Source organism: Chryseobacterium sp. POL2, assembly GCF_011058315.1.
Taxonomy (GTDB): Bacteria; Bacteroidota; Bacteroidia; order Flavobacteriales; family Weeksellaceae; genus Soonwooa.
Map to the genome: position 1 here is coordinate 1,808,091 of NZ_CP049298.1, position 12,353 is coordinate 1,820,443.

Genomic DNA, 12,353 nt, shown 5'->3' on the forward strand with positions numbered 1-12,353 from the left:
TTGTTTAAAAATTTGAGTTCAACATTATTGTTTTGATACCAAAAAGACCTGATGTCCTGCCTTTAGCGTAACTTTTGGTGTGCGTACTTTCTTGGCGAAATAGCCCGAAATTCCCTGCACCACGCCACGACTTAAATCGGCAGCGACTTGTTGTCCGGCATTTTGTGTCAGCATTACACTTGTTCCGCCCGTTTGGCTCATATTCCCAGCCATTTCGGTAAGTGCATTCATTTCAGGAGAGTAAGGAACATAAAGTCCTTGCTGTCCGTCCAAATCATAAATGGTAATATCCACAGGGATAATATTTCCCTCTAATTCGATAGAGGTAATTTTGAGCTGTAAACGTCCTCCTTGAAACTTGGCATTGGCAGTAACAATCGTTCCTTGTGGGATTGTACGGATTGGGGTTTTGGCAGGTTCTAATAATCGCAATCTTACACCTGTTTCGCCGACAACCGTCTGTGCATCGTGTACACAGGCTTTGATGCTATTTTTTGGTTGTACCACTTGCTCGGTAGCACCAGCAGTATAAAAACCTCGATTTCGGGTTTCGCTCCAATCAGCTAAAAAGGCACTATCCGTAGGCTCACGGTACAAAGCGGACACGGTATTTTTTCTTGCCGCAGTAAACGCCACAAAATGCTCTTTCTGATTGCTTGATGACCCCGAAGCCGTACCGTTTACAGGTACGTTTTCTGCGGTGCTTGTGTTGGTATTTTGCGGAAGATATTTTGCTGCCATTTCATAGGATTTCTCCATTAAAGCAAGCTGGTCATCTACGGTTACAGGCTTGGGTACATTTTGTTCCGCTAATTGCTCTTTGAGTTCGTCCAACTGTCTGCGAAGTTCTATTGTTTCCGAATTGTCGTCATTATAAAATGACCCCAATGTACTTTGCATATTTCGGTAGCTGTTCAGTGCAGGATTGCCGTTTCTTCCCGAATTTCTGCCACTACCAAAGTCGTAGCTTTCTTCTTCCTTAGCAAATTCATCAATTGGTTCGTCGTTGTTGTCCGTGTTCCAATAATCTGAAAGCGTAGTCAAAGCATTTCGTTTCTCTTGGTCTTTTTGTTCGAGCATTTCAAGCTCATAAGCCTTGCCCTTATTGTCGGGTAGTCCGGCTCCGGTAGCTTGTGGAACGGCATCGTTCAGACCAATGTTCTCGATTTCGTTTTTGTCTTCCGACGGTTTAAAAATCAAATACATACAACCCACGAAAACAATACCCATTAAACCAAAAATCATTGGCTTTTTAAGTTTTTCCGTTTTGTTCTCTGTACCGTTTTGCAGTACATCAGCGGTATCTTTCGGGTTTCCTTCAGTTACCCGAACAACCGACTTTTTGTTCTCATTTTCTTTCATAAATCCTATCTTTTAAAATTGTTGTTAATGTGTCCTGCAATCTTACAGGGCTTTCGTTCTTTTTGAGGACAGGGTTTTCGATATGCTCAATGTGCATATCGTTTTTTGACTGTTTGGTATCGTACCATACTTTGGCAACCACCCCTACGGTCAGTAGCAGATAACCGACAAAGAAGTATAGCGTATAGAGGTGCTGTTTGCCCACGGGCAAAGACCGCCAACACTCGTCCTGCCTGTCAAAAAACCTGTCCATATTTTCCCTTAATTTTTTCATACTTTAATGATTTTGGGTTATCACATTCTAAACCCTTTTTTTCGGGGAGTAACCTGTTCTTTAGGTTTTTCGCTTACTTGGGCAATTGCTTCTTTTACGGTCGGAAACGAGCTTGCAGTAAGATTGGTCAACTTGGTTTCCTTTAATAATTGTCCGTATTGGTCAGCTCTCTTGATATACATTTCGGTTTCTTGTAAATCGAATTTCCCGTTCTCGTATTTTACCCACATATTGCACTGAATATTGGGCTTATCCTCGCCATTCCATTGCAGGTAAGTGGACAAATGCAGGTAATTTGCCAATAAAGGGGTTTCTTTACCGTTGTTCCAAGCCTCTAAAAATTCACTGATGCTGTCCTTTAGTTTGCCAGCACAGTAGCTCTCCGTATGGAAGTAGCCATCATACCCCTTATCGGTAAGGGTTTTGGCAAAGGTTTCTAAATCAAATTGCTGTTTCATATCCTTGATTTTATCGGTTAATGACCTCTATATCCCGATTTTCAACGACTGCGAACTTTTCGATATTAAACCCTTGTGGGTTATTATCCGACCTTACCGAGTTCACTAAATAGCAGGAAGTAATCAGGTTACGGCGTGTTACGTTACTTGACCGTATGATGAATTGTTTGGCATAAGTCCGCACCGAATAGGGATAATTGTCGAAATTGCATACGACACTATCCACTTCAATGCGTTGTTGTACGTTCCCTGATATGATACGGGAGTAATACCCTTTCTCCGACAAGTCTTTGTAATAGTCAAAGGCTGATTTGTCGGCAAGGTTGAATGCCCTTGCCATATTGCTCTCGATAGCATTTTTATCGGGTGCAAGCGTGAAGAAAAGCTCGTGAAAACGTCTGACGTGTTCTCTTGCTTCCACAGGTCTGTTAATCGAAGCATTTTGCGACAAAGCAAGCATCAAAGATTTGCCATTGTCAAGAACATAGATTTTTTGGCGTTGTTCATTGGCAAAGTTGTAGGATTTCCACACGGCAAATCCTACTACGCCAATACAGAGAACAGCAAACACAATTGCATACAGACGTATCTGCCGAAAGCTATTCTCTACATTTCTTAAAGTTTTAAATTCCATTTTTTTAAATGATTATTCGTTTTACATTATTTTTTGAGTAGCTGACCTCCGATATTTCCGGCAGCAGAACCAGCTCCGGCACTTGCCACGTTTCCGGCTTTCATAGCGGCTTGGTTTACGTTTCGTGTAAAGTTTCCTGCACCACCAGCCTGAATTACCCAGCCTGTCACAGTTGGAACAGTGAAGTAACCCACGATGCCGATAATCATAAAGATGATGTAAACCGTATTACCCGTATCGGGTATGTAGGTCGGGTCAGCGAGCATCTGTATATCCTTTTCGATAATAAGGGATTGAATTTTGGCAAGCATTGAACTAAACAGGTCGGCGACGGGCAACCATAGATAAACGCTCACATATCGGGTCAGCCATTGCGTAAGTGTGGACTGAAAACCGTCCCACACTGAAATCGCAAAGGCTATCGGCCCCAATATGCTCAACACGATTAGAAAAAATGTTCGTATCGTATCAACGACCAATGCAGCAGCTTGGAACAGTACTTCGAGCAGGTTGCGAAACCAATTCTTAATGGCTTGCTCGGTTTGGTAGGCAAACCTATCCATATACATACCCGACATTGTAATCAGGTCGCCCGGCGACCAGCCCAATTCTTCGAGCTTTGCGTCGAACTCTTCGTTTGATACTAAGTACGCAGTTTCGGGGTTTCGCAGCATTGCTTCACGTTCCAACAGGTCTTTTTTAGCCTGCAAATCATTGAGGTCAAGCACCTGATTTTCGAGTATGGCGTGCGTACCCTGTACCACCGGACTTAGCACCGCATTGATTGTTCCCAAAACGATAGTCGGAAAGAACATAATGCAGATGCCTAATGCGAACGGACGGAGCAAAGGATACATATCAATGGGTTCGGCTCTACTCAATGCCTGCCATACTTTTATAGCGACATAGAACAAAGCACCCAATCCGGCTACTCCTTTAGCCACTGCCGCCATATCGGCGGACAGTGGGAGCATCTCATCGTACAATGAGCGTAAGACTTCGTGCAGATTTTGAAATTCCATAACTACCAATATTTTTGGTTAGGAGTTCCGTACAAGTCAAGTACTCGTTTGGTATTGTTCTGTTTCTTTGCTCTCAGGATACTAACAGAGATATTCTTGTTGGTGTAGTAGCGTACAAGGCTGTGGTATTCTTTTACTTCTTTATACACTCGGTCGATAATATCCATACGCTCTTTGTCATTTAGTGACAAGCCTGTGGAGGATACAATCTGTTTCAGTTCCTTTAGCAGCTCTGTACTTTCGTTTAACAAAGCAGAGTAACCGTTTGCGATTGCAGTCAATTCCTGTGCAGAGAAATTCGGGTCGTTCATCATTTTGCCGAAATTCTGAACATACATTTCCGATACATCGCCCACCAGCAAAACAGTCTGTTGCACCTTACGGGCATCTTTCACAAGGTTATTGACCGCTTTCAGCTTGTCGTAATACTCCTTGCCTTGCTTATAAACTTTTTCAACCTCTTTGAAGTTCTTAACCACATTGCTCACAGTTGAGGAAGTCTGTACGATTTCGTTCGCACTGTTGAGAATACCTGATGCCAAATTTGCAGGGTCAGTTACTACAAATTGAGCTTTTGCACTCGGTGCAACGGCAAACAGCATTGCCGTAAGCACCATTAAAAACAGTTTTTTCATTGCCTTAAAATTTTTGATTGTTAATTACTATTGATTTACATTGTCACGCCGTTGCATAGCGATATGCTTAATGGCGAGTTCTACGTTACCGTCCAATTCGGAAGCGAGTTGCATCACTTCCATTTTTTCGGTTTCCTCCGTTGTGTAAGCCAAATATTCTTCAAGGCTTACTTCCGTTGCGTACACTGCCGAGTGTGTTCCGCCCAATCCTATCCAAACCTCCTTGTAAAGTCGGCTGGCATCGTTGTTCATATTGATAGATAATACCTGACCTTTCTCTTTGTCCGTAAGTCCCAACATCGCCTGTATGTCGTCAAACTTGTTCATATACTTGCGTTGGTCTAAGAGGATTTTACAGTCGGAGTTATTGATGATACTTTCCTTGACAATAGGCGACTGGATAATATCATCGACCTCTTGCGTTACAACTATGGCTTCTCCGAAAAATTTCCTGACGGTTTTAAACAAATACTTGATGTATTCAGCCATTCCCTCTTTGGCGATTGCTTTCCAAGCCTCCTCAATCAGTATGAGCTTGCGAATACCTTTCAGCCTCCGCATTTTGTTGATGAACACCTCCATAATGATGATTGTGACTATCGGAAAGAGGATTTTGTGGTCTTTTATGGCATCAATTTCAAACACGATAAAGCGTTTGGACAAGAGGTCTAATTGCTTATCGGAGTTCAACAGATAGTCATACTCTCCACCACGATAATAAGGTTCTAAAACATTCAGGAAATTGGCTATATCAAAGTCTTTTTCCCTGACTTGTTTTTCTTCGAGTACCTTGCGATAATCGCCTTTCACGTACTCGTAAAAACCATTAAATGACGGGTAAGTATCGTCTTGCTTGATACGGTCAATATAGCCGGAAACGGCATTGGACAATGCTACTTCTTCCGAACGGGTTGGCGGTTCATCATCACGTTTCCAAAGCGTGAGTATCAAAGTCTTGATACTCTCACGCTTCTCAATATCAAAAACGCCGTCATCGGTATAGAAAGGATTAAAAGCAATTGGGTTGTCTTCTGTGTATGTAAAGTAAACGCCGTCTTCGCCTTTTGTTTTACCTTTTATCAGCTCACACAATCCCTGATAAGAGTTACCCGTATCTACCAGCAGTACGTGTGCACCCTGTTCGTAGTATTGACGTACCATATGATTTGTGAAGAAAGATTTTCCCGAACCAGATGGCCCAAGTATGAACTTGTTGCGGTTCGTGATAATCCCCTTTTTCATTGGTAAATCGGAAATATCCAAATGGATTGGTTTTCCTGTAAGCCTGTCCGCCATTTTTATACCGAACGGAGAGGGCGAATTGTGGTAGTTGGTTTCTTCTGTGAAGAAGCATAAAGCTGGCTCTATGAACGTGTAAAAACTTTCTTCCGCAGGAAAATCCCCAGCATTGCCAGCCATTCCAGCCCAATACAGCGTAGCTACGTCGGTAGTATTGTGGCGTGGCTTGCATTCCATAAGTGCCAATGCACTACCGCAATCGTTTTTCAACTGTTTGAGTTCCGCAGGGTCTTCCGACCAAGCCATTATGTTGAAGTGCGACCTTACAGAAGATAGCCCGAAGCTGTGGGCTTCGTTCAGGTACTTCTCAATCCATTCTTTATTGATTTGGTTAGCACGGCTATACCGAGCCAAAGAGTGCATATTACGAGCAGATTTCTCAAATCTTTGTAGGTTGTCTTCGCTGTTATCCAAGAATATGTATTGATTGTAAATGTGGTTACAGCTCAACAACAATCCTACGGGAGCAGCAAAAGATAATCGGCAGTCGCTCCGGTCTGTGGATAGCTTTTCAAATCGGGTATCAGCCGAAACGGTTGCAGGCAGGTCGTCTGTATCGGACAAGGTGTGCAAAGACAGCCTTTTGTTTCCGATACGCACTTCTTCTGCCCCAAGTGCTATATCCTGCATTGGTGTTCCGGCTTCTCTCGAAAGTGTGAGGTATTGTTCCAGCAAGCCCTGTTTCTCGTCCGTACCGATTATATCATCTTCGGTCAAACGTCGCAGGGTTATAAAACCGCTATCGTTCACGATACGCTCAAACTGTGCGACCGCTTCCATAAATCGGTGTATCGTTTCCTTATTGATTTCCTTTGGAATGAGTGTGCCTTTGCAAAGCGAACTAAAGTTGCTTTGCATACGCATTCTGTTCTTGGTCGTCTTTGTCAGAAACAGATAGCAATAATGGTTCAGGAACGGTCGCTCGTTGAAATGGCGTTGATAGGACTTTGAAAGAAAACTTTGGTCTTCCTGTGCCAAATCGGGAGCGTAGCTTTCCTTGATGTACCAATCCTGTTTGTGGATTACCGTGAAATCAGGTAAGGTCTTGATTGCCTTATGCCACGCCGAGTGAATGGCTTCATACTCGGCAGAAGCTACGGTAAAAAGTTCCGGCAATCGTACTTCAAAACAGGCGGTAATGTCTGCATCTTTGGATAAGATACAGTTGTTCTCTACTGCCAGCAATGGAAACTTATGTTCCAATGTGGCTGTTTTTGCTACATTTCTCATACGGATTTCGGTTTAGGAGTGAATTTTAAATACCTGTGTACAGGCTTGCGACAAATGATATAGCGAGGGTGTCTTTTTCTCGCACCTACTTTCATAAGCCCGTGTTCACCGTATTTTTTGTTCAGCGAGAATGTTTGCCACACAATGAGTGAAGCACCACCAGCTCCGAGGAACAGGCAGATGTAATTACTTACGCCAGCCATATACAATATCATCACGAAGATGAGCGTACCGAGCAAACCACCAGCGAAGATGAACAGGTATTGAGCTTTCAGCCCTTTAAACTCTACCGTCCTGCCAATGCCTTTGTTAATGTTATAACTGTTCATAAAGCAAAGGATTACAGGAAGAATGAACGTAAGATGGTTGCAGCTACAATCAGGAAGATACAAGCACCAAACCAGCTTGCCGCTGTTTTACTCGTGTCGGGGTCGCCCGAACTAAATTTGTTATACACTTTTACACCACCAATCAAGCCTACGACCGCCCCAATCGCATAAATCAATTGGGTTGCTGGGTCAAAGTAGGACGTTACCATTTGGGTCGCTTCATTGATACCTGCCGACCCGTTTCCTTGTGCAAACGCACCAATTCCTGACAGCATCGCCATTGCCGTCAGCAAAACTTTTTTTCTTTGTTTTTCCATAATTGAAACACATTAATTTGTTATCCTTAACCCACACCTTGCGGGCTTTCGGGACAAATGTCTTATGGAAAATGAGGTGGTGTTAGAAAGTGGCAGTCAAAGGAAGTGTTTGGCGTTCAGTGGCTTTATATTGGTATAATGGAGCATAAAAAAACGCCAAACATTTTACGGTTTGACGTTTCTTTTTTTGAGTGTGATACGGGAGTTTTATAAAAACTCCTCAATGTCAAAATCATCTTTCCGCAAATTGGAAGAACTGTTTTCGGTTTCAGTTGTAAGCGTGCTATCCAAAAGCTCGGCAATCTTTTGGGAGGCATCTTCCATTGAACTTTCCAACAAGCTTAATAATTCGGTTCCCTGTAATCTTTGAACTATATCAATCGCTGTTTCCTTTTGGGCTGGCTCTAATTTCTCTTTTTTAAGCAAGACCCCCACGTCTGTCAGTTCTTCAAAGGTAACCCCTTGGGCAAAACCGTCATCGCCTGCGGAAGTTCTGTTCCCGTTCAATTCTTCTTCCTCCTCTTTCAAATCGGGTTCATTGCTGAAAACCTTGTCCAGCTCCCCCTGCGGAATTTGAATACCAACGTTTTCATTTTCGTCGTATTCGATGTCTAAATTATCAGGGTTTACCTCCGGTTCTGCAATTTGGCGTTCAGTGGCAGTATTTGGCACTGATTGGCTTCTTACAGGCTTGGGTTGCCCCATAATATCGGGCAGTTTCGGATTGGTTTTTTCCTGCATCGGTTTATGCTCCGACTTCCACTTAATGATAACCTTATCCTGCAAAAGCAAGAAAATGACTATCAAAAGGCATATTACAATTACTATTTCCATAATCAAGTTGTTATTCAAATGGAGATTTGTGCTTTTCGTTGAACTCCTTTGTAATCATATTCTCAGACACCCTGAAATGGTGGTCAAGGATATTGTTGAGGTAGGCAAACAGCGGAATTTTATCTTCGCCTATAACCTGTACAATACGGCTTAAACGCTCGTGATGCTCTGAATTGAGGTAAATACTTTTATTGCCCCGTTTCTGCGTTTTGTTCATTTGCAGAAATGCGTTTTCATACGTTACCTGAACTTTGTTATTCTCACTTTCGGAATGGTTGCTTAGAGCAACTGCATTCTTCTTCTTGTTTTTCTTTGCTTTTTTCATCATAAAATGGGTTTAAAACGTTCGTTGAAATAATTTGTAATATCGTCGCCAAATTCCCTAAAATGGTATTCAAGGATATTGTCGATGTACGAGTAGAGCGTTGTCTTTTCTTCTCTTGATAATTGCACAATGCGGAGCAACCTTTCGTGATATTCGGGGCGTATATAGACTACTTTTCCATTACGTCCTGACGGAAACCGATTAACTAAAAATGTGTCCTCATAGTCCGCTTTTTTAGCCGAGCTGTTACGAGCTTTTTCCCTCGGTTTTGTTTCCTTTGGGGTTTCCTGTTTTTTCGTATCGGGTTGGACATCGGGTTCATCACCGCTAATGATGTTCATTAGATATTCCTCATCGACATCGGGCTTTTCAAAATCGTTGTTCTTTTTATTTATAGCCATAGTTTAAGATTTTAGAGATGAACGATTTTTAAAAATTCTTCGACAAACAAATCCAATCGGGTTGCTTTCATTGGTTGGGCTTCAGGAGCAAGTAAACTTGACCGGAACACATAACCGCTCGTATCTTCTCCCTCTTTTCTAAACCGCTTGCTGTCCATAATCCTTGTTTCCATAATAGATAAATCAAGTTCTTCAATCACCCTCTGATATGCTTCATACAAGCCTGTCCTTTCCCTGCCGTCCACTTGGTTCCAAAACAGCCACAATTTTTGCTTTACGTTATTGTCTTCGGTTTGAGGAAGCCCGAGGAATGCTTTAGTAAAACCCAATGTGCTTTCAACGACCAATCGGTCAGCGGTAATCGGCGAAAAGATAAAGTCCATTTTTTTTAAGGTGGTAAGCACACCTTTGGTATTTGCCGTTCCCGGCAAATCAAAGAAAATCACGTCCGGCTCTACCGCCGATTTCTTGATATATTCCGATGCCATATCCAAAGCCGTTTCAGCCTTGCATTTAATTATCGGATAGGCTTTTTTAGCGATTTCCTGAAACTGTTTCAGTGCTGCCTTTTTATGGTAATCATTTTGAATGATAGTTCTCTTATCCCGTTCACGCATTTTGGTCAGGCTGTGCTGTGGAAAGTCGCAATCCATTACCACGACATTGTAACCCAAGCGGTAGTGAAGCACACTTGCCAGCAAGGTGGTCATCGTCGATTTTCCTACACCACCTTTTTGGGTGGCGAAGCTGATTTTTAAAGTTTCTTTTGTTGTTTCCATTATTTAAAAATTTATTGTTTCACGTTTTGTCATTTTAAAAGGATTGAATTTGGGTTTATTGAAAAATTCACTTTTTACCTTTTTTCTGTATTTCCTATTGTATGTTTTCCTACCTTGTTTTTTGCTTTCTTTTCTGTCTTGGCAGGTTGTAAACCTTGCAAATGATAAAGTGCTTTACCGCTTTTATGCTTTTGCACTTTTATAGTTTTATGCTTTTAAAACCTTATTCTTTTATTACAAAGAGCCTGTTTTCCAATCCTGTCTTATTACCCGTTTAGATACTTGTTTTCATTACCTGTTCAGATACTTTGTTTTACTGCCTGCACTAAAACTTTAGGGCAAATAAAGCGAATGATTTATCTGGTTAGTGGGATGTGGCACTGTTTGGCGTTCATTGGCGGTGTTTGGCACTGTACGGCAGTACAATGCTTTCATAAAGAGGGCTTTACTTTGTATAATGATTTTTATTAACGGATTTATGCAAAACCGAAGAGGTAAAATGGATTTTAACAGCGACGGCTTCGAGCCGTTTTTCCCTGTTAAATTCAATCCGACCCGTAGGGCGGATTTTTGTGTTCATCAGAACACGGCAAGTTGTGTTTTGAGCATCTCGAAACGATTTCCGATGCTCAAAACAACTTGCCCTTGCAGGGAGCAGAAAACGTCCTCCGAAGTCGGCGTTTTGTATGAACTTAAAATGGATTAGTGATGAATGAGAACAGCAAAAAGCAGTTAAAAAAGACAGGGCGTCCTCTTAAAAACGACCCTGCGAAAATCCGGTACACGATTTCTTTTAACGAGGAAGAACACGCCCGTTTTCTTGCCCTGTTTGACCAATCGGGTATGCAGGTTAAAGCACATTTTATAACGTCCTGCATCTTCGACAAGACGATGAAGTCCGTTCAAATTGATAAAGGAACAGTTGATTTCTATATGCGATTGACTTCGTTTCACAGTCAATTCCGCTCAATCGGGGTTAATTATAATCAGATTGTAAAGCTGTTGTATAAGAGTTTTTCAGAGAAAAAGGCATCGGCATACCTGTATAAATTGGAAAAACAAACGGCTGAAATGGTGCAATTATTCAAAAAAGTTGTGGAAATAACCGAGGAATTTGATAAGAAACACCTCAAAAACAGCCTTAAAAATGATAGCGAAAATCGGAAGAAGTGAAAATTTATACGGTGCGTTGGCGTACAATAACCTAAAAGTTGAAAAGGAAAACGGACAAATCCTGTTTGCCAATAAGATTATTGAAACAGCAAACGGGCAATATTCCGTTGCACAATTAGCACAATCTTTTGCTCCTTATTTGATGGCAAACCTCAATACCGAGAAACATACCTTGCATATTTCACTCAATCCAGACCCGAATGATAAAGTCAGCGATGATACATATCGGGAAATGGCACAGCAATATATGCGTGAAATGGGCTACGGCGAACAGCCTTTTGTAGTATTTAAGCATACCGACATTGACCGCTCTCACATTCACATTGTATCGGTCTGTGTGGACGAAAACGGTAAAAAAATATCGGATAAATTTGAAAAAATACGTTCGATGAATATTTGCCGAGAACTCGAACAGCAACACAATCTCATACCAGCTACGGACAAGGAACGCCAGCAGAACAACAAGATTTTTAAACCTGTGGATTATAAAGCAGGCGATGTAAAAAGTCAGATTGCTTCGGTAGTTCGGCACTTACCGAACTACTATCAGTATCAGTCTTTGGGAGAATACAACGCTTTGCTTTCTCTTTTTAATATTACCACCGAGAAAGTGGAGGGCGAATTGCAGGGAAAAATGCGACAAGGTTTATTGTATATTCCGTTAAATGAAAAAGGAGAAAGAGCCGGACACCCGTTTAAAGCTTCCCTGTTCGGAAAGAATGCAGGGCTACCAGCTTTGGAATTGCATTTTGCGAAATGTAAAACGGATTTGAAAGACAACCCGACCAAACAGACACTCAAATCAGCCGTTACCATTGCCTTGCAATCTACGGCTGATGAATTGAGCTTTAAAAAGCAGTTATCCGCACAAGGTATAAATGTGGTAGTGCGAAGAAATGACACCGGACGGATTTATGGTATGACATTCATAGACCACAATTCCAAAACCGTTTGGAACGGTTCACGATTGGCAAAGGAACTTTCTGCCAATACCTTTAATGATTATTGGAACAACAACATCAAGCCCGACATTAAAGAGCCTGACGAGCCACAAGAAAAAAAATCCACATCAAATGATGCGGATCTTCCCACGGAAGAACTGCATCATTTGTTCGACTTAAACATTCCTGACAAAAAAGACGACGGCTTGATTGAAGCCTTTGGCGGCTTGCTATTACCTGAAGCACAGGGCGAAGATTACGAGGAACAGGACTTTGCAAACAAATTGAAGAAAAAACGTAAACGCAAAAGAGCGTTACAATAACATTCAGCCAAACACCG

16 protein-coding genes are annotated in these 12,353 nt (G+C 41.9%); 3 read left to right on the forward strand and 13 right to left on the reverse strand.

Annotated elements, in window-relative coordinates; all coding sequences use genetic code 11:
* Positions 1-24: 24 nt before the first annotated feature.
* The 13 genes from traM to G6R40_RS08440 form a co-directional block, all read right to left on the reverse strand.
* On the reverse strand, positions 25-1,362 hold the full coding sequence (gene traM / locus G6R40_RS08380; RefSeq protein ID WP_165134024.1) for a conjugative transposon protein TraM: 1,338 nt from the start codon (positions 1,360-1,362) through the stop codon (positions 25-27).
* The gene (locus G6R40_RS08385; RefSeq protein ID WP_165134027.1) at positions 1,349-1,636 is read right to left on the reverse strand and encodes a nitrogen regulatory IIA protein; all 288 of its coding nucleotides are present in this window, start codon (positions 1,634-1,636) and stop codon (positions 1,349-1,351) included. The genes traM and G6R40_RS08385 overlap by 14 nt, the downstream gene beginning before the upstream one ends.
* Positions 1,637-1,656: 20 nt before the next feature.
* Positions 1,657-2,094, reverse strand: coding sequence for a hypothetical protein (locus G6R40_RS08390; protein WP_165134030.1), 438 nt, complete (start codon positions 2,092-2,094; stop codon positions 1,657-1,659).
* A 10-nt stretch (positions 2,095-2,104) separates the two neighbouring features.
* Complete coding sequence (traK, locus tag G6R40_RS08395) at positions 2,105-2,728, reverse strand: conjugative transposon protein TraK (RefSeq protein ID WP_165134033.1); 624 nt, start codon at positions 2,726-2,728, stop codon at positions 2,105-2,107.
* Between the two features lie 26 nt (positions 2,729-2,754).
* Positions 2,755-3,750 (reverse strand): conjugative transposon protein TraJ, encoded by a 996-nt coding sequence (gene traJ / locus G6R40_RS08400; protein WP_165134036.1) that lies wholly within the window; start codon positions 3,748-3,750, stop codon positions 2,755-2,757.
* Positions 3,751-3,752: 2 nt separating this feature from the next.
* Entirely contained in the window at positions 3,753-4,385 is a 633-nt protein-coding gene (locus G6R40_RS08405) for a DUF4141 domain-containing protein (RefSeq protein ID WP_165134039.1), read from the reverse strand.
* 27 nt (positions 4,386-4,412) lie between these two features.
* Positions 4,413-6,914: a TraG family conjugative transposon ATPase gene (locus tag G6R40_RS08410; protein WP_165134042.1), complete on the reverse strand. Its 2,502-nt coding sequence runs from the start codon at positions 6,912-6,914 to the stop codon at positions 4,413-4,415.
* The gene (locus G6R40_RS08415) at positions 6,911-7,243 is read right to left on the reverse strand and encodes a DUF4133 domain-containing protein (protein WP_165134045.1); all 333 of its coding nucleotides are present in this window, start codon (positions 7,241-7,243) and stop codon (positions 6,911-6,913) included. Before G6R40_RS08415 ends, G6R40_RS08410 begins: the two co-directional genes overlap by 4 nt.
* Positions 7,244-7,254: 11 nt before the next feature.
* Positions 7,255-7,560 (reverse strand): DUF4134 domain-containing protein, encoded by a 306-nt coding sequence (locus G6R40_RS08420; protein ID WP_165134048.1) that lies wholly within the window; start codon positions 7,558-7,560, stop codon positions 7,255-7,257.
* 207 nt (positions 7,561-7,767) lie between these two features.
* Positions 7,768-8,394, reverse strand: a complete 627-nt coding sequence (locus G6R40_RS08425) for a conjugal transfer protein TraD (RefSeq protein ID WP_165134051.1) — start codon at positions 8,392-8,394, stop codon at positions 7,768-7,770.
* 10 nt (positions 8,395-8,404) lie between these two features.
* Positions 8,405-8,722, reverse strand: a complete 318-nt coding sequence (locus G6R40_RS08430) for a DUF3408 domain-containing protein (protein ID WP_228455823.1) — start codon at positions 8,720-8,722, stop codon at positions 8,405-8,407.
* Positions 8,719-9,120 (reverse strand): DUF3408 domain-containing protein, encoded by a 402-nt coding sequence (locus G6R40_RS08435; protein WP_165134054.1) that lies wholly within the window; start codon positions 9,118-9,120, stop codon positions 8,719-8,721. Before G6R40_RS08435 ends, G6R40_RS08430 begins: the two co-directional genes overlap by 4 nt.
* An 11-nt stretch (positions 9,121-9,131) precedes the next feature.
* Positions 9,132-9,899 (reverse strand): ParA family protein, encoded by a 768-nt coding sequence (locus tag G6R40_RS08440; protein WP_165134058.1) that lies wholly within the window; start codon positions 9,897-9,899, stop codon positions 9,132-9,134.
* A gap of 457 nt (positions 9,900-10,356) precedes the next feature.
* On the opposite strand from G6R40_RS08440, the gene G6R40_RS08445 reads away from it, so the two are divergent.
* Genes G6R40_RS08445 through mobB form a run of 3 tightly spaced genes read left to right on the forward strand, consistent with a single transcriptional unit; the run spans position 10,357 to position 12,336 of the window.
* Positions 10,357-10,605 carry a hypothetical protein gene (locus G6R40_RS08445; protein WP_165134061.1) on the forward strand — a complete coding sequence of 83 codons (249 nt, stop codon included), beginning with the start codon at positions 10,357-10,359 and terminating at the stop codon, positions 10,603-10,605.
* A gap of 2 nt (positions 10,606-10,607) precedes the next feature.
* Positions 10,608-11,072 carry a conjugal transfer protein MobA gene (mobA, locus tag G6R40_RS08450; protein ID WP_165134064.1) on the forward strand — a complete coding sequence of 155 codons (465 nt, stop codon included), beginning with the start codon at positions 10,608-10,610 and terminating at the stop codon, positions 11,070-11,072.
* The gene (gene mobB / locus G6R40_RS08455) at positions 11,047-12,336 is read left to right on the forward strand and encodes a conjugal transfer protein MobB (RefSeq protein WP_165134067.1); all 1,290 of its coding nucleotides are present in this window, start codon (positions 11,047-11,049) and stop codon (positions 12,334-12,336) included. Before mobA ends, mobB begins: the two co-directional genes overlap by 26 nt.
* The last annotated feature ends 17 nt before the right edge of the window (positions 12,337-12,353 follow it).

Coding starts and splice junctions, on each gene's coding strand:
- traM (WP_165134024.1), bottom strand. CDS start 1,362: ATGAAAGAAAATGAGAACAAAAAGTCGGTTGTTCGGGTAACTGAAGGA.
- G6R40_RS08385 (WP_165134027.1), bottom strand. CDS start 1,636: ATGAAAAAATTAAGGGAAAATATGGACAGGTTTTTTGACAGGCAGGAC.
- G6R40_RS08390 (WP_165134030.1), bottom strand. CDS start 2,094: ATGAAACAGCAATTTGATTTAGAAACCTTTGCCAAAACCCTTACCGAT.
- traK (WP_165134033.1), bottom strand. CDS start 2,728: ATGGAATTTAAAACTTTAAGAAATGTAGAGAATAGCTTTCGGCAGATA.
- traJ (WP_165134036.1), bottom strand. CDS start 3,750: ATGGAATTTCAAAATCTGCACGAAGTCTTACGCTCATTGTACGATGAG.
- G6R40_RS08405 (WP_165134039.1), bottom strand. CDS start 4,385: ATGAAAAAACTGTTTTTAATGGTGCTTACGGCAATGCTGTTTGCCGTT.
- G6R40_RS08410 (WP_165134042.1), bottom strand. CDS start 6,914: ATGAGAAATGTAGCAAAAACAGCCACATTGGAACATAAGTTTCCATTG.
- G6R40_RS08415 (WP_165134045.1), bottom strand. CDS start 7,243: ATGAACAGTTATAACATTAACAAAGGCATTGGCAGGACGGTAGAGTTT.
- G6R40_RS08420 (WP_165134048.1), bottom strand. CDS start 7,560: ATGGAAAAACAAAGAAAAAAAGTTTTGCTGACGGCAATGGCGATGCTG.
- G6R40_RS08425 (WP_165134051.1), bottom strand. CDS start 8,394: ATGGAAATAGTAATTGTAATATGCCTTTTGATAGTCATTTTCTTGCTT.
- G6R40_RS08430 (WP_228455823.1), bottom strand. CDS start 8,722: ATGATGAAAAAAGCAAAGAAAAACAAGAAGAAGAATGCAGTTGCTCTA.
- G6R40_RS08435 (WP_165134054.1), bottom strand. CDS start 9,120: ATGGCTATAAATAAAAAGAACAACGATTTTGAAAAGCCCGATGTCGAT.
- G6R40_RS08440 (WP_165134058.1), bottom strand. CDS start 9,899: ATGGAAACAACAAAAGAAACTTTAAAAATCAGCTTCGCCACCCAAAAA.
- G6R40_RS08445 (WP_165134061.1), top strand. CDS start 10,357: ATGATTTTTATTAACGGATTTATGCAAAACCGAAGAGGTAAAATGGAT.
- mobA (WP_165134064.1), top strand. CDS start 10,608: ATGAATGAGAACAGCAAAAAGCAGTTAAAAAAGACAGGGCGTCCTCTT.
- mobB (WP_165134067.1), top strand. CDS start 11,047: ATGATAGCGAAAATCGGAAGAAGTGAAAATTTATACGGTGCGTTGGCG.